Origin of the sequence: Paenibacillus sp. GM2 (genome assembly GCF_900069005.2) — a bacterium.
Taxonomy (GTDB): Bacteria; Bacillota; Bacilli; order Paenibacillales; family Paenibacillaceae; genus Fontibacillus.
Genome location: NZ_LN831279.1, coordinates 2143276 through 2159759, shown reverse-complemented (window position 1 = coordinate 2159759; position 16484 = coordinate 2143276). Strand labels below are relative to the sequence as shown.

The 16484-nt window shown below is 48.6% G+C and carries 13 protein-coding genes; 9 read left to right on the top strand and 4 right to left on the bottom strand.

The genetic code is table 11. The features are described from left to right. Positions 1-278 (top strand): topoisomerase C-terminal repeat-containing protein (locus BN1360_RS19435; RefSeq protein WP_324254278.1); only part of this gene is annotated, 278 nt, incomplete at its 5' end. A gap of 77 nt (positions 279-355) precedes the next feature. On the opposite strand, the gene BN1360_RS19430 is transcribed toward BN1360_RS19435, so the two are convergent. Continuing rightward, positions 356-1132, bottom strand: a complete 777-nt coding sequence (locus BN1360_RS19430) for an HAD family hydrolase (RefSeq protein ID WP_068781467.1) — start codon at positions 1130-1132, stop codon at positions 356-358. A gap of 101 nt (positions 1133-1233) precedes the next feature. Further along, complete coding sequence (locus BN1360_RS19425) at positions 1234-2151, bottom strand: ArsR family transcriptional regulator (RefSeq protein WP_068781466.1); 918 nt, start codon at positions 2149-2151, stop codon at positions 1234-1236. Between the two features lie 400 nt (positions 2152-2551). Between BN1360_RS19425 and BN1360_RS19420 the strand changes: the two genes are divergently transcribed. The 5 genes from BN1360_RS19420 to BN1360_RS19400 all read left to right on the top strand — a co-directional run bounded on the left by BN1360_RS19420 (position 2552) and on the right by BN1360_RS19400 (position 8042). Beyond that, on the top strand, positions 2552-3754 hold the full coding sequence (locus BN1360_RS19420; RefSeq protein WP_068781465.1) for an MFS transporter: 1203 nt from the start codon (positions 2552-2554) through the stop codon (positions 3752-3754). Between the two features lie 103 nt (positions 3755-3857). Then, the gene (locus BN1360_RS19415; protein WP_068781464.1) at positions 3858-4592 is read left to right on the top strand and encodes a phosphonate ABC transporter ATP-binding protein; all 735 of its coding nucleotides are present in this window, start codon (positions 3858-3860) and stop codon (positions 4590-4592) included. An 8-nt stretch (positions 4593-4600) separates the two neighbouring features. Next, a complete protein-coding gene (locus tag BN1360_RS19410; protein ID WP_229521143.1) occupies positions 4601-5857 on the top strand; it encodes a hypothetical protein in 1257 nt (418 codons plus the stop codon). Positions 5858-5889: 32 nt separating this feature from the next. Then, positions 5890-6588: a response regulator transcription factor gene (locus BN1360_RS19405; protein WP_068781462.1), complete on the top strand. Its 699-nt coding sequence runs from the start codon at positions 5890-5892 to the stop codon at positions 6586-6588. Continuing rightward, on the top strand, positions 6585-8042 hold the full coding sequence (locus BN1360_RS19400; protein WP_068781461.1) for a HAMP domain-containing sensor histidine kinase: 1458 nt from the start codon (positions 6585-6587) through the stop codon (positions 8040-8042). The genes BN1360_RS19405 and BN1360_RS19400 overlap by 4 nt, the downstream gene beginning before the upstream one ends. Before the next feature lie 205 nt (positions 8043-8247). On the opposite strand, the gene BN1360_RS19395 is transcribed toward BN1360_RS19400, so the two are convergent. Beyond that, positions 8248-9468: a glucose-1-phosphate adenylyltransferase gene (locus tag BN1360_RS19395; RefSeq protein WP_068781460.1), complete on the bottom strand. Its 1221-nt coding sequence runs from the start codon at positions 9466-9468 to the stop codon at positions 8248-8250. 241 nt (positions 9469-9709) lie between these two features. Here BN1360_RS19395 and glgB point away from each other — a divergent pair, with 241 nt between their 5' ends. Next, positions 9710-11680, top strand: coding sequence for a 1,4-alpha-glucan branching protein GlgB (gene glgB / locus BN1360_RS19390; RefSeq protein WP_068781459.1), 1971 nt, complete (start codon positions 9710-9712; stop codon positions 11678-11680). Then, positions 11677-13110: a glycogen synthase GlgA gene (gene glgA, locus BN1360_RS19385; RefSeq protein ID WP_068781458.1), complete on the top strand. Its 1434-nt coding sequence runs from the start codon at positions 11677-11679 to the stop codon at positions 13108-13110. The genes glgB and glgA overlap by 4 nt, the downstream gene beginning before the upstream one ends. 67 nt (positions 13111-13177) lie before the next feature. Here glgA and BN1360_RS19380 read toward each other — a convergent pair whose 3' ends face one another. Beyond that, a complete protein-coding gene (locus tag BN1360_RS19380; protein WP_068781457.1) occupies positions 13178-14923 on the bottom strand; it encodes an alpha-glycosidase in 1746 nt (581 codons plus the stop codon). 672 nt (positions 14924-15595) lie between these two features. Between BN1360_RS19380 and BN1360_RS19375 the strand changes: the two genes are divergently transcribed. Beyond that, a complete protein-coding gene (locus BN1360_RS19375; RefSeq protein ID WP_068781456.1) occupies positions 15596-16414 on the top strand; it encodes a transporter substrate-binding domain-containing protein in 819 nt (272 codons plus the stop codon). Positions 16415-16484: the final 70 nt, after the last annotated feature.

Here is a 16484-nt window from a genome sequence, read left to right as displayed (position 1 = left end):
TCGAAGCGTTGGCCCCATGCCCGCGCAGCGGCTGCGGCGGCCAGCTGATCGAAGGCCGCAAAGGTTATGGCTGCACTCATTATAAGCAGGGCTGCGGCTTTGTGATTTGGAAAGAGTATGCCGGCAAAAAAATTTCGCGTACGATGCTGCAATCTTTGCTGGAGAAAGGCCATACGCAAATTTTATCCTTCAAGCATTCAGATGGAGACTACAAAGGGCGAATTACGCTGCTTGATCACGAGAGCGGAAAGTTAAGCGTAGAGCGGACAGAGGGTTAATGACAAAAAAACGGGTTGATGGATTCTTTCCATCAACCCGGTTTTCTGTGGAGCTATTTTCAGTTCATGGCATAACACTATCTGGATCTGTGCGACATTGTCTTAGAGCCGCGGGCTTGCCCGGAGGCGGAAATAATGGACGTGATCTCTTCGAGCGAAGCTACCGTATATAGATAGGAATCATTCCGCGGTGCCAGCTCGATCAGATTATAGGACCATTCATCGGGATGCTTGATATAAATGGCATGGATGCCTGCTGTGAGCGCTGGCGAAATGTCGGTGCGCAGACTGTTCCCGATCATCCATGTATTTTGACGATGGAAGGGGCGAGAGCCCAGAATCTCTTCTAATGCATCGATATTTTTATGCTGGCGGATAAAGATGCGATCCTGAAAATAATCGGCCAGCTTCATTTGCTCGATTTTCCGTTGTTGAATTACGGTCTCGCCGCCGGTGTACAGGTACAGCTCATGCTGCTGCCGTTGCAGAAAATCAAGCGTGTCCACCATACCTGGATAAGGCTCAACGGATTGCTCATATACGCTGAGGCCAAGCCGCATAAGATGCTTCTCTTTGAGCTCCTCACGGCGCTCGCCGAATTGCTGGCAGAAGTAGCGGTAGGTGTCGATCAGCGATTCCGGGAAATGCTGACTGGCAAATCCAATTTGCTGCACGCCGGCCACATCGATTTCGATCTGTTTATCACGGATTTCCTTGATCGGCAGCTGGTATTCGCTGAACCATTCCGATACGAGGTCGGCAAATTGACCGAGAATCAGTTCGAAATACTTGTTGCAATAGATCAAAGTATCATCAAGATCAAAAATGATTTGTTGCTGCACAGTCTGTTTCATCTCTATCACTCCTTCTTGCACTTGCGCTATATCCTGTTTCTCCTAACTTACCAGAGGCAGCAGCAGAAATGCAAATATCGTTCCTCATGCCAGGCTAACCCTTAAATACGAATATAGGACTCCAGGAACATCTGCAGTTCGGATACGCCGTCTGGCCGAATGCTGAACTTCTCCGTACTGCGATCGGTAAGATGAACGCGAAGCATACCCGCGGATCTGAGAATCATCAGCTCATGGTGCAGTTGGGCTCTCGATTCATTGGTGTCCCGGATCATCTCCTGCATCGACTTCGGTTCATTCGCCAAATAGCGAAGCAGCTGCAGGCGTTCCGGCTTGGATAACGCTTGGGTCAGCCGCAGCAGGCAAATTGGCGGCTCGTCCTCATCAGCTTCCGGAATATCGATCGGATATTGGATAAGCAGCTCTTCCTCGAAGAAGCAGTACGTATTTATCGGTCTGAAATGAATGGATGGAACGAGAATAATATGCTTCACGGGAAGCTCCTGATCAAGCACAAGCCCACCCGAGGCAAATTCGATGAGCGGTTCGGGATCTATTTTCTCAAGCAGCCCCTTCTTCTCCATGGCGTCTTCTTCCATTATGGACGCGTATTGCTCCTCGATGCTTTGAAAGTAACTGTCATGCCAGATATTAAGGAGCGGCGCATAGTCAGCCTGAAGCCGTTGCACGTCTTCCAGGGTCGCAGCGGGAACATATGGAGTAATCCGGGCGAGCAATGAATCGGTATGACCGTGAGACAGCTCCTCCAGATAACCGGGGATTTGTACCGAGGAGTCGCGATCCAGCGCCAGGGCGTAGAGCAGGTCGTAATCGCCAAACGGATAATCAGCCGCCTCGGCAAAGGCTTGCCGCGCTTCCTCGCTAAGGTTCTGTTGAATGTCGTGAATCCATTCGCGTCCGATGTCCAGATTGTTAATCCATTTTCGTGTAGTATATAACATGAAGCTGCTGAGCAACTCATAAATCGGTGACACATCGACTTTTACATCATAAGCCATCCGTCAGTCCTCCCAGAACTATAATGCATACCTCTTAATTATGCTTGTGAGAATAGGGCTTGTCTACTATAATGTTTAGGGGTTGTTTTACCGGTTACCTAAACTTAGAGATTGATCAAAAAGTCCGCTTCGGATCAGAAAACGGATCAAAGTCATGGTTTCTGCGGAAAACTCTCGGGGCATATGCACCCAATACAAGCAGCGGCTTACGAAGTTGTTCTCTTCGAAAACGCGCTGCCCCGCTCTTTAGACCCTGGCTTTATCCAACTGAGATTACGAAAAAATCACATCGCAAGCATAAGCTTCGGTGCTGAAACCGACCTTTTTGAACCACACACTTAAAGGGGAAATCGTCATATTGTCATGACGGTTTTCTTTTGTTATGCAGGGGGAAGACATCATGACAATAGCTTCAAATTCTAGTAAATTTCCGTTAAAAGTATCGCCATTTTTCTTATTGACATTAGTCATTATTATATCGGGTTTAAGCCAGGGATTGCTTTTGCCGGTTCTTGCCATCTTTATGGAGGAGCGCGGAATCCCTTCCTCTGTGAACGGGATGCATGCCGCTGCTCTCTATGTTGGCTCATTTGCCATGACGCTGGTTGCCGAACGTGTGCTTGGACATACCGGCTTCAAAAAGCTGCTGATCGGCGGCATGATCGCCGTGATGATCGCTTTGCCGATCTTTCCGCTAGTTTCGAACTTGTCGGTATGGTTCGTACTTCGTCTGATCGTCGGAATCGGAGACAGCGCGATCCACTTTACCTCACAGCTCTGGCTGCTTATGCTGTCGCCCAAAGAACGCCGCGGACGGAATCTTTCGCTCTATGGGATGTCCTACGGGCTGGGCTTCAGCTTCGGCCCCTTCGGGATCCGATTGTTGAGCTATGGTCAGCTGCTTCCATTTTTACTACTGTCTATCCTTACTGCAATAGGGGTACTCCTCATCATACTTCGCATGCCTAATGAGTATCCGACGAGAACAGCGGGGAGCGTAAAGGAGACTCGTAAATACGGACGGATCTACAGGCTGGCCTGGTTTGCTCTGTTCACATCCTTATTATATGGATATATGGAATCAACGATGAACAGCAATTTCCCGATTTACGGGCTGCGGATTGGCTTAAGTGCAGAGCAAATTGCAACCCTGCTTCCTTTCTTCGGAATCGGGGGGCTGATTTTGCAGCTTCCGCTAGGAATGCTGAGCGACCGTTATAGCCGCAAGGTTGTATTAATGATTGCGGGCCTCGGCGGAGGGGGATTGTTCCTAATCGCGCCGCTGGCGGGAAATAACTTCTGGGGATTAATGCTATTGTTCCTGGGTGCCGGAGGCCTGGTGGGTTCCTTCTTCTCGCTTGGACTTGCTTATGCCGCCGATCTGTTGCCGGCAGCGCTGTTACCGGCTGCCAATGTGATCGCTTCTTTCCATTTCAGCCTCGGTAGTATTCTTGGGCCTAATGTCGGTGGAGCTGCGATGGAATTTATTAGTCCGGGTGCGTTATTCATCCTTCTGGGCAGTTTATATGTATTATTTACTTTAGCTGGACTGGGCTTTAGAAAACAAACTCTCGAAAAAAATGAAAATATGAACAGGCTGTAATGGATTTTCACGGCTATTTCCAATACACTATAGAGTAGAGTGACTTTTGAACTTTTGAACACGAACTGATATAGATATAGGTACAACCAAAGGAGAATCGGACATGATCAAGGTGAGCCACTTAAAAAAATCGGTGGATGGGAATAAAAAGCAAGTACTGCGTGATATCAGCACGGAATTCGCCCAAGGAGAACTGGTCGGCATTGTAGGTCCGAGCGGCAGCGGAAAGAGTACGCTGCTGCGCTGCCTGGCGCTTCGCGATTCATGGAACAGCGGGGACTACACATGGAATGAGGACAAGCTGATTCAAGGCGGGGGCAAGGGAACGCATAAAATGCGCTCCAAGTTTGCTTATTTGGAACAAAATCCTTCCCTTTATCCGGAGAGAACGGCGCTTAAAAATGTTTTGATCGGACAAGTTGGTCAAGTATCGGCAGTTCGCCGCTTTACGGGTATGGTCCGGTCGGATGATTATATGGGAGCGATGGACGAGCTGGAGAAATTCGGCTTGCTCGATAAGGCCCATGTAAAGGCTGGCAAACTTAGCGGTGGAGAGAAGCAGCGGGTGGCCATTTGCCGGGCACTTGTCCATGGCGCGAAATTTATCGCCGCGGACGAGCCGACGATCGGACTGGATCCCAAATCAGCTGAGAGAGTCATTGAGACGTTCAGCCAGCTGTGCAAAACCCAGGGAACAACCGTAGTGACCGCACTTCCGCTGGAGCTGGCTGAGAAATATTGCACGCGAATTTGGGGTATCCAATCTGGGGAACTTAAAATAGACATCGTTGGGAGACGGCTGACCTCCGGGGAGAAGCGATTAATTGATTTAGCATGAAAAGAGTGATGAGTTTGAGAGGTAATTTAAGACGCTGGCTGACGATATGCTCCGGATGCTTGCTGCTGCTCTTGCTGAGCGGCTGCAGCATCATTGATGATCCAAAGGCATTAATGCGCACGCCGCAGCTGTCCTCGGATCGGGAATCGCTGTTCAACGTCATCAATGTCGAGACGAAAGGCTCGATTATAGCGCCCAAGGATGTGAAGAGCTCGATTCGAACCGCTGATCTGGACAATGACGGCGTGAAGGAAGCGATCGTCTTCTATGAGACCCCGGACGAGACGGTACGAATCCACGGCATGATCCTCAAGCAGGAAGGGGATAGCTGGAGCGTGAAGGTTCGCTTTGATGGCGAGGGGCAGAATCTTGAAACCTTCGATCTGAAGGATTTGGGCGGCGATGGTCGCCTGAATATTATCGCAGGCTTTTCCGGCGGGGGAGAGGATGTACAGAAAGGTTTGACCGTCTATTCGTATGATGGCGAGAAGGTGGACAATCTGCTGACCCTGCCGTACAGCAATTTCCTCATTGATGATCTGAATCAGGATGGACAGCTGGATATTACAGTCATTAACTTGAAGCGGGAACAAAATGCCACCGTAACTACTTATCAGCTGAGCGGATCATCGTTCAAGGAACTGGATCAAATCCAGCTGGATGATGCGGTGGAGGAATATTACAATACGGTGAGTGGCAACATTACACCAAAGCTGAGGGGAATTATCCTCGATGCTTCATTTGGTGCCCATTATGCATATTCTCATATGCTTGTGATGAAAAATGGCAAATTTGAGGACCTGGTACCGTCGCAGGACTTCACTTTCAAGAACTACCCGGTATACAGTGGCGACGTGGATGGCGATGGCATCCTTGAGGTGGCACGGTCAGAGAAGCCGATTGGCTGGGAGGAACCTCCGTATGATATGCCGCTCTTCTCTTACTATCAATGGGATGAGGGCGTCGGCTGGAAGTTCGTCAAGCAGCAATATATGGACCCTTCGGGCCGATTCTACTTCAACTTCCCCAAGGAATGGACCAATAACGTAACGATCGATCCAAAGTCCAATCCGGATGAACATCTCTGGTTCGTCAAGGTGGACAGCGGGGAGACAGTGGCGGAAATACGCTTCTTCTCCCTATCAGAATGGGAGAACTACAAGGAACAATGGGAGCTGCTGGCCTGGGATTACGACAAGGTTATCGGTTTCTATAGCAAGACGAATATGAAGGTGAATAAGGGCGAACAGGAAATTAAGCGATAGAGGCTGTTTATGATAGAGGGAGGAGACGCGAAGTGAGCAAAGTTTTGATATTGGAAGATGAAGAATCGATCCGCAGTTTTATCGTGATTAATTTGAAGCGGAACGGCTTCGAAGTGTTGGAGGCTGCAGATGGGCACGAGGCGCTTGCCAAGCTGCAGACCGTGCCGGACATCGATATTGCATTGCTTGATGTGATGGTTCCAGGCATCGATGGCTTTGAGGTATGCCGCAGAATCCGTGAGACGAATGAGCGGATCGGGATTATTTTTCTGACAGCAAAAGTACAGGAACAGGATAAGGTTTACGCGCTGTCCGTCGGAGCGGATGATCATGTAAGCAAGCCGTTTAGCCCGACAGAACTGATCGCCCGCATCCATTCCCTGCTGCGAAGAGTTAACGTATATCGGGAGAGCAGCACCAAAGTTACATTTACTTCCGGTCCATTCACGCTGGACCTGATCTCTAAGCAGTTTAAGCGTGGTGGTCAATTGATAGAACTGACACCAACTGAATTTTCACTGGTCCAATATTTCCTGGAGAACGAGAACTCCCCGCTAAGCCGTGATCAATTGCTTGATCATGTATGGGGCAAAGAATACATGGGCGATCCGAAAATTGTTGACGTCAATATCCGTCGGCTTCGCCAGAAGATCGAGAATAATCCTTCCGAGCCGATGTTCCTCCAGACTGTATGGGGATTTGGCTATAAATGGAAGGGCGAGGGACAATGATCAAAAAGGGTATCGGACGACAAATCGTAATGCATTATTTTATCGTCGTATTCGTAACTCTGTTCATGGTTGAACTGATCTTCTCCTTGGCCATTCGCATGTACTATTACGATACGATCTATAACCATATGTCGAACCATACGACATGGGCGTCCGATTATTTTCAGAAATTCGTAAAGCTGAATGCGGATAATGACCCGCATTATTTTACGGAAATGCTTGATGCCTTTGAATTGAAGGATACAGAGCTTCTGATTCTCAACCGGAAAGGCAATGTCAAGGCGAGCAGTAATCCGTTCCAGGATGAGAAGGCGATCCAGACGAGCGATGTACTGCAGGCCGCATCGGGCAGTGTAGGCAAATGGATCGGCAGGCAGCCGTCAACAGGAGAAATGGTCATGGCTGTATCCTCCCCGCTTCAGGTACGCGGGGAGAACGCCTATATCGTTCGCTACGTCACTTCGCTTGAGGCGGTTAATTCCAAAATGATGAATCTGACCCTGCTGTCCTCAGCGGTATGCGTTGCCGTACTGGCGCTCGTTACTTTGTTCAGTATCGGACTCGCGAATTCGATCGTGAAGCCGATCAATAACATCAGAGCCGTATCCGCCCAGTTAGCGAAGGGAAAATTCGATACACGCATTGAAGGCGAATATAAATATGAATTAGGCGAGCTGGCTTCGACGCTCAACTACATGGCACAGGAGATTGTTCGCAGCAACCAGATCAAGGATGATTTCATCTCGTCCATCTCCCATGAACTGCGTACTCCATTAACGGGCATCAAGGGCTGGAGCGAGACACTGACCTCCGGCGGCTTCGATCCGGATGAGACAAAGATCGGGATGAATATTATCTCCAAGGAGACCGATCGGCTGATCGGACTGGTTGAGGAAATGCTGGACTTCTCCAAGCTGCAGCAGAACGAGATGAAGCTTGTGATCGGTCGTGTCAAGCTGCAGGAATTGCTGAAGGAGATTATGCTGAACGTGTGGGCGAAGGCGGAAAAGAAGCAGATCCAGATCAAGCTTGATGATAAAATGGATAAGCCGATTACCGTTATCGGCGATGCCAATCGCTTGAAGCAGGTCTTTCTGAATCTGGTTGATAATGCGATTAAGTTCTCCCATGAGAATAGCTGGATTCATCTTGTCATCAATCCCATTTCCGCGGAGCAGGTTCAAGTCGAAGTGGTCGATAGCGGGATAGGGATCAGCGAGGAAAATCTTAGCCGGGTTCGCGACCGCTTCTTCCAGGTAAATCACCAGGGTGGAGGAACCGGACTTGGACTGGCGATCAGCCAGCAGCTCGTGGAACTGCATCACGGCAAAATGGATATTCGCAGCGAGCTGGGTGCTGGTACCACGGTCTCTGTCACTTTGCCGATGCCGATTCATGATCCTGAGAGCCGGGACGAAGAGGTAGAGCTAATAAACAGTGAGGATCAGAACTAAATATGTAGTTACATCAAGAAGGGACTCTCTAAGGATGCTGTACTTTAGAGAGTCCCTTTCATATATAATCCCAAAAGTCGGTTTTCAGTACCGAAGCTTATGCTGCTGATGGGCGTTTTGCAAAACGCTCAGCTGGTTGAATCCGGGGTCATTCTCAGATGACTATGACCGGTTTTCTTATCCAAAGCGGACTTTTGAACTTTATCTAGGAAGGCATGCCTTCTGCTCTAAGCCGCGGCGTCTTCTCATAGACCTCCATAAGCAATCTGCTTGGCTGTGGAATAAGCGCAGGCTTGGCGGTAACGGTCTCGCCGGGACCCACAACGGCTATATCGCCTAACGTTCCTTTAATCATTGCACCGTCCTTAATGACTGCACCTTCACCGATAATGGCCTTTTCGATCCAGACATTGCGTCCGATCTTGGCGCCAGGCATAATGACGCTGTCCTTAATCTTCGTATATCGGCCGATACTTGCCTCGCCAAACACAACCGATTGCTCGATCTGTCCCTCCAGCTCGCAATTCTGATGCACCATCGAGTTGCTGATCTGTGTATTACGGGCCAAAAGGCTTGGAGCACCGGGCAATCCATGGGTGAACATCGGCCAGGCTTCATTATTCGTTAGCTTCCAATCTGCGTTCTCGGCCAGTAAGTCCATATGTGCTTCCCACAGACTTTGCACAGTCCCTACATCACGCCAGTATCCCTGAAATTCATAGGCATGCAGCGGCTCCCTGCCAGCCAGCATTTTCGGAATCAAATCCTTGCCAAAGTCATGGCTGCTTTCTGTATCTGTGGCATCATTCAGCAAATGCTGCTTCAGGAAGTCCCAATTGAATAAATAAATCCCCATCGAGGCCAGATTGCTGGTCGGATGTTTTGGCTTCTCCGCGAATTCCGTAATTCTATTCTGCTGATCGGTGCACATCACCCCAAAGCGATGCGCTTCCTCCCAAGGCACTGGCATGACGGAAATAGTTGCGGTTGCGTTCACAGACAAGTGATAATCAAGCAGCTTACGGTAATCCATATGATAAATATGGTCGCCCGACAGGATCAGTACCTGATCCGGCTTGAATCGATCCACATACTCGATATTTTTGAAAATTGCATCTGCTGTTCCGGCATATTCCTTCACACCGGCGTTGTAGGATGGCAGCAGGGAAATACCGCCATGCTCATGTTTCGGGAGGTTCCATGCTTTACCCTCGCCAATATGTTCGTGAAGCGATTCTGCCTCGTATTGAGTAAGTACGCCAATGGTATCGATCCCTGAGTTCACGCAGTTACTGAGAGGAAAATCGATGATCCGGTAGTGGCCGCCGAACGGTACGGCGGGTTTAGCAAGTTTGGAAGTGAGCGGGGATAATCTGCGACCTTCACCTCCAGCCAGCAGCATTGCAATACAATTTTTTTTATTCACTTCGTTTTTTCCCTCCCGTGTGGTTTGGACTGTGTTGTTCTTACATACACTAGATATGAATGATGTTGTTGAAATTAAAGGTATGGAAATTATCAGAAATTATTACAAAGAAATTTGTAAAAGAGCATTTTAATTTTCAATATCGGGAGTTAAGGCAAAATTATGGATAAATAGTGGTTCAAGCGGTCCCGGCTGTTCATTAGCCTCTATAAAATTATTTGGAGAAGCAGGTGATTATACATTGTCCGAACGAACTGAACTAATTTCTAAGGATGATATTTATTTGTTTCATGAAGGAACACTATACCGAAGCTACTTAACCCTGGGTTCGCATCTGGCAGTCGAGGACGGTCAGTCCGGTGTTCGCTTTACCGTATGGGCGCCCCACGCGCGGCAAGTATCGATCGCCGCGGATTGGAACCGGTGGAGCGGGGAGAATGATTTACTATATAAGATACCCGAATCGGGATTTTGGACTCGTTTTTTTCCGGGAGTAGAGGAAGGAATTTTTTACAAGTATGAAATTATCGGCCAGGACGGGGTCAAAAGCTTGAAGGCCGACCCTTATGCAACCTATGCCGAAGTTCGTCCGGCAACGGCATCCATCGTTAAATCGATAACGGGCTACACATGGCATGACGAGAAATGGCGACGCAGCCGCAGAGCGTTGTATCAAAGGCCGCTGAATATATATGAATTGCATTTCGGAACATGGCGTCAAAGGAAGGACGGCAGCTTCTATACATATCGTGAGATGGCAGATATCCTAATTCCTTATGTAGCAAAAATGGGATATACGCATATCGAGTTAATGCCGCTGGCCGAGTATCCTTATGATCTGTCCTGGGGGTATCAGATTACTGGCTATTATGCGCCGACAAGCCGCTATGGCAAACCGGAGGATCTGATGTACTTCGTGGATCGCTGTCATCAGTCAGGGATCGGGGTTTTGCTCGATTGGGTGCCCGGCCATTTCACGAAGGATGCGCATGGTCTGCGGCGATTCGACGGTACGGCACTGTTCGAATATGAGGATGAGGCCAAGGCCGAAAAAACGGGGTGGGGGACGCTGAGCTTCGATTTCGGCAAGCCGGAGGTCAGATCCTTTCTTATCTCAAATGCCTTGTTCTGGCTGGATAGGTATCATTTCGACGGGCTGCGGGTCGATGCTGTAACCAGTATGCTGCGTCTTGATTTTGAGAAGCTGCCGGGTCGGCATCCGCTGAATGAGTTTGGAAGCGTGGAAAATCTGGAGGCGATTGATTTTCTGAAGCAATTGAACCGGGTCGTCTTCGAGTATGACCCGTATGCTCTGATGATGGCGGAGGAATCCAGCTCCTGGCCCGGGGTTACGGACCCCGTGGATAAAGGAGGGCTTGGTTTCAACTACAAATGGAACATGGGCTGGATGAACGATACCCTCGCCTATATGGGGACGGAATTTGATCAGCGGCCGGAAAGTCATCATCTGCTTACCTTCCCGATTTGGTATGCCTTTACGAATAATTACACCCTGCCTTTATCGCATGATGAGGTGGTGCATGGCAAGAAGTCCTTGCTTAGCAAAATGCCTGGAAGTTATGAGCAAAAGTTTGCCGGGTTAAGAATTTTGCTCGGTTATCTGATGACATCGCCGGGGAAAAAGCTGCTGTTCATGGGCGGGGAATTTGGCCAGTTCATTGAATGGCGGGATCAGGCGGAGCTGGACTGGCTGCTGCTGGATTATGAAATGCATCGCAAAATGCTGGAATATACCCGCTCGCTGAATCATTTCTATTTAAGAGAGCCTGCCTTGTGGGAGAACGATCATCACGGCAGCGGTTATCAATGGATTAATCCGCATGATAATATGCAAAGCGTCATTTGTTACTTGCGAAAGGGCAAGCGAACCGAGGATACGCTGCTGATCGTTATTAACTTTCAACCTGTTGCACGGGAGCATTACCGAATCGGTGTACCGCAGTATGGGGCATATGTCGAGATGTTCAACAGCAATTTGGAAGTTTATGGCGGCGCAGAACAGATTCGCATTGCCCCATTGCATAGCGAGCTGAAGCGCTGGCATGATTGTCCGTATAGCCTGGAGCTAGCCCTTGCGCCACTCAGCTTCATCGTTCTGAAGCCGGCGATCAGATCCGGGCGGAGGGTGAAGCTCCGCTTATCGAACAAGATTAAACCAGGCACTAAATCACCAAGGAGGAAGCATATATGAAAATATTGTTCGCCGCTGCCGAGGTTGTCCCTTTTATTAAGACAGGTGGGTTGGCTGATGTGATCGGTGCACTTCCAAAGGCGCTGCAAGAGGCGGGTCATGATGTGCGAGTGGTGCTGCCTAAATATAAGGATATCCCGTCCCATTTCACCGACCAGATGACGCATTTGGGGGCGATGGAAGTGCCTGTTGGTTGGCGCAGGCAGTATGGAGGGATCGAGTATTTCATTCATGAAGGGATGCCAGTATATTTTATCGATAATGAATATTACTTCGGCCGGGATGGTGTTTATGGTTACCCGGATGATGGGGAGCGCTTCGCTTTCCTGAACCGGGCAGTGCTTGATATGCTGCCGATGATTGAATTCCTGCCGGATATTCTCCATTGTCATGACTGGCATACAGCGATGATTCCGCTGCTTCTTAAGGAGCATTATCAGAGCCATATAGCATATCGTTCTATCCGAACGGTATATACAATTCACAATCTGCTGTATCAGGGGATTTTCCCCCGGGAAGTGCTGGGCGATTTACTCGGGCTGCCGGATTACTATTTTACGGCGGAGGCAGTCGAATATTACGGCAATGTGAGCTTTATGAAAGCGGGGCTTGTGTTCGCCGATCATGTTACGACAGTAAGTCCCACCTATGCTGCAGAAATCCGCACCCCTTACTATGGCTATGGAATGGACGGATTGCTGCGCTCGCTGGGGGATCGCTTGTCAGGGATCGTAAATGGGATTGATGCAAAGCTTTATAATCCGTTGACGGATGAGGATATATACGTCAAATACCGCAGCAGCCTGACCAAGAAAAGGCAAAATAAACTGGCGCTGCAGCAGGAATTGGGACTTCCCGAGCAAGCCTCCGTTCCGCTCATCGGTATGGTGACGCGGCTGGTTGAGCCAAAGGGCCTCGATTTGCTGACGCGTATTCTGGATGAATGGCTGAATGAGGATGATGTTCAATTCGTACTGCTTGGTACCGGGGATAACAGCTATGAGGAATGGTTCAGAGAAGCGGTTCGGCGCCATCCGCAGAAGCTCTCTGCACAGATTTTGTTCAGCGAACGGCTGTCGCGGCGGATTTATGCCGGCAGCGATCTGTTCCTGATGCCTTCACGTTTTGAGCCCTGTGGCATCAGCCAGCTATTGGCCTTGCGTTATGGAAGCATTCCCGTTGTGCGGGAGACGGGAGGGCTTAATGATACCGTGCATGCCTATAACGAATATACGGGGGAGGGCAACGGATTTACTTTTCATGACTTCAACGCCCATGATCTGTTATATACACTGCGCCGGGCTGTCTCCTTCTATAAACAACCGGAAATTTGGGAAAGTCTCGTCAAGACAGCGGTGTCCGGTGACTATAGCTGGCAGCAATCGGCAAGACAGTATAGCGAAATCTACGCAAGGCTGAAGGATGTATAAGAAAAGCCGGGACTGGCGTGATCCGTTGGTTAATGGATCGATCTGCCAGATCCCGGCTTATTTATGTTCATTTGATATGACGATACAGAATACGGAAGCCATAGGGGTCCAGGCTGATGTTCATTGTACCCGAGTCGGGAGCAACTCTCTCGCCGGTCAGGGCGTCCTGCCAATCGCTAGTCTGAATCGGATGGGATAGCACGCACGCTTTATCCGTATTATTCATCCAGACTGTGAAATGCATACGGTGATCCAGTCGCTCATAAATGATGCAGGGATTGCCGCTATTGGCTTGTAGAAAGCGAAAGCGTCCTTGTCTAAGCACCACATGCTTCTTGCGCAAGGCGATCATCATTTTATAGAAATCGAACAGCTCACGATCTTGCTTCTGCGGATCCCATTCCATGCATTTGCGGCAATCCGGGTCCGTATTCCCGGTTAAGCCAATCTCATCGCCGTAGAAGATGCAAGGCGTGCCGATATAAGTGAATAGGAAGACGACGCAGAGCTTGAGCTTTCTTTTGTCACCGCCCACCCGTGTCAGTAACCGTGGTGTATCATGCGTACAGAGCATATTGAAGATCACTTCGTTCGTCTGCTGCGGATAACGCATAATAAGCGAGCCCATCTCATTCGAGAAGTTGTAGCCATCCATTCCGCCGCAGAAAAATTCAAGCACCTTGTCGGCAAAGGGATAGTTCATGACGGAATCAAATTGATCGCCGAGCAGCCAGTTCAGTGAATCGCTCCAGACTTCCCCGATAATATAAGCCTCCGGATTCACTCTTTTCACGACGTTGCGGAAATCTCGCCAGAAATGGTGATCGATCTCATTAGCGACATCAAGACGCCATCCGTCCAGCTTGATCTCCCGGATCCAATATTCAGCTACCCCAAGCAAATATTCCTTCACTTCGGGGTTAGCCGTGTTGAATTTAGGCATATTCCCATAGAAGCCAAAGGTATCATAGGTGGGCATCCCATCCTTGATCTTAACCGGGAACTCGTTGATATGGAACCAGCCTGCATATTTGGAGTTCTGCCCATGCTTCAGCACATCCTGGAACGGCGGAAACTGCTCGCCGCAATGATTGAAGACGGCATCGAGTACAACACGAATACCACGTTCGTGACAGGCTTCGGTAACTTTCTTAAGCAGTGCGTTATCACCGAAATGAGGATCGACCTGCCGATAGTCCGTCGTATCGTACTTATGATAGGATGGCGAAGTGAATAAAGGTGTGAAATAAATGGCGTTGATCCCCAAATCGACCAGATGATCCAAATGATCCAGCACCCCTTGTAAATCGCCGCCGAAGAAATTATCGAATTTCGGTGTGCCTCCCCAATTCTCCACGGGCTTCGGGTCATTATCCGGATTCCCGTTAGCGTACCGTTCCGGGATAATCTGATAGAAGACGGCTTCCTTGGCCCACTCCGGGACCTTGAATACGTCGATTTCATGAATATAGGGGAACTCGAAGCATTCTCCCGGCGGGGATGGCGGATCATGCTGCAAGCCCGAATCGAGCATGTAAATCGTCTCCGTTCCGGCAACGAGCTTGAAGGCATAGGATAAGCGCCTGTAGCGGGGGCGAACATCAACCTCCCAGTAGTCAAACATCAGATCATGAGCCGCTTTCTCCATTTTGAACTCCTGATAGGTACCGGCCCAATTATATTTATCCCCGGTCATGGCAATGACCTGCTCCAGATCATCACGCTTCGTTCTAATCCGCAGATGAATCGTTGAATTATCGTAGGCATAGGCCCACTTATCTCTTGGAACATGATATAGAGCTTCCAGCAGCATAGATTCAACTCCTTTGTCCTATTATGTCCAAGCTTTTTGGAATTGAATAAAAGGCAGGGCAATAAATTAAGCGAATCTCATAAATATTCACTAACGTTTTAACGCGACACAGCGAGTGAATGTAATTTTCTGCACTTCAAAATCGTCATTTTAGAATGTAGTAGCCCCAACAGCACGAATTCCCCCATTCCCCCAACAATACGCCGCCACTAACTATACCGGCTAGACTAATCCGTATGTTCGATACGCTGAGCCGTTGGTGAAGGTGAGCGGTTTTTGGCCCAGAAAGATCTAACGGAAATCAGTGCCGCTATTTGGCTTGAAAGAGCCATTTTTGAATTCTAACGGAAATGGAGTCCCTTAAATTGAAGTTTTTCAGCAAAATATAGGTAGATGATCCCCAAATAGAGGATCAGATTTCCGTTACAATTACGGAAACGTCGAATTCGCCAAAATAGCGGAACCAATTTCCGTTAAGATGGATTGCTGTGATATTGTTAACTTATCAGCTTCGTTTAATTAACCACAGCTTAATTAACCCTCAATACTTGGATAATAATCTGTGAATAAATGATGAAGTATCATATTTTACCTTTGCATATATATGCATTTTGTTTTATAATTGGCCAAGTGATTATAGATTAAAGAAAGCAAATGACAGGAGAGAGAGAAATGAAAAAGTGGGGAACATTAGTTATAGCTCTATTGATGGTAACCAGCTTGCTTGCCGCATGCGGACAAAATAAAAATAATGATGGGAGCGCGCAAGGAGCAGGAAGCGATGGCGGGAATTCAGACAAAAAGGTCATCACGCTTGGCACCAGCGCAGACTTTGCTCCATATGAGTTCCATATTAAAAATGATCAAGGACAGGATGAAATCGTCGGCTTTGACATTGAAATCGCCAAGGAAATTGCCAAGGATCTGGGCGCTGAGCTGCAAATCAAGGATCTGCAATTCGATTCGCTAATGAATGAGTTGAACAGCGGCCGGATTGATTTTGCCATTTCCGGTTTAAGTCCAACACCTGAGCGTCAGAAGGAAGTAGATATGTCTAAGATTTATTTTACGGCAACGCAGGCTGTTGTCACTCGTACCGGTGAAGAAGGCAGCTACAAGACGATGGATGCGCTGGTTGGCAAGAAGATTGGCGTTCAAAAGGGTTCGATCCAGGAGGATATTGCCAAGACGGTCCAGGATGCCAAGATCACTTCCCTGGCGAAAACTCAAGATATTATGATGCAGCTAAAAACAGGCCGTGTAGACGTAGCTATCATCGAAGGTCCAGTAGCAGAGGCGTATATAAGCAATATCGAGGGTCTGACCATTGCAGAGGCTCAGCCGGAGGCTGAGGATGACGGATATATTGTCGCTGTGAAGAAGGGCAATAGCGAGATTCTTGATAAGGTCAACGCTACCTTGACACGCCTGATGGAAGATGGAAGCCTAGAGAAGTATATTCAAGCAGCCAGCGAATTGGCTGTGAAATAAACATTGGATTTTTAAGGAATTGCTCTAGAAAATAGCGGAGAAGCTTCGCTATTTTCTGCTTTTTAGCAAG

Excerpts from the sequence above, each read along its gene's own strand:
- BN1360_RS19420 (WP_068781465.1), top strand. The coding sequence starts at position 2,552 with ATGACAATAGCTTCAAATTCTAGTAAATTTCCGTTAAAAGTATCGCCA.
- BN1360_RS19400 (WP_068781461.1), top strand. The coding sequence starts at position 6,585 with ATGATCAAAAAGGGTATCGGACGACAAATCGTAATGCATTATTTTATC.
- BN1360_RS19415 (WP_068781464.1), top strand. The coding sequence starts at position 3,858 with ATGATCAAGGTGAGCCACTTAAAAAAATCGGTGGATGGGAATAAAAAG.
- glgA (WP_068781458.1), top strand. The coding sequence starts at position 11,677 with ATGAAAATATTGTTCGCCGCTGCCGAGGTTGTCCCTTTTATTAAGACA.
- BN1360_RS19410 (WP_229521143.1), top strand. The coding sequence starts at position 4,601 with ATGAGTTTGAGAGGTAATTTAAGACGCTGGCTGACGATATGCTCCGGA.
- BN1360_RS19430 (WP_068781467.1), bottom strand. The coding sequence starts at position 1,132 with ATGAAACAGACTGTGCAGCAACAAATCATTTTTGATCTTGATGATACT.
- BN1360_RS19375 (WP_068781456.1), top strand. The coding sequence starts at position 15,596 with ATGAAAAAGTGGGGAACATTAGTTATAGCTCTATTGATGGTAACCAGC.
- BN1360_RS19425 (WP_068781466.1), bottom strand. The coding sequence starts at position 2,151 with ATGGCTTATGATGTAAAAGTCGATGTGTCACCGATTTATGAGTTGCTC.
- BN1360_RS19380 (WP_068781457.1), bottom strand. The coding sequence starts at position 14,923 with ATGCTGCTGGAAGCTCTATATCATGTTCCAAGAGATAAGTGGGCCTAT.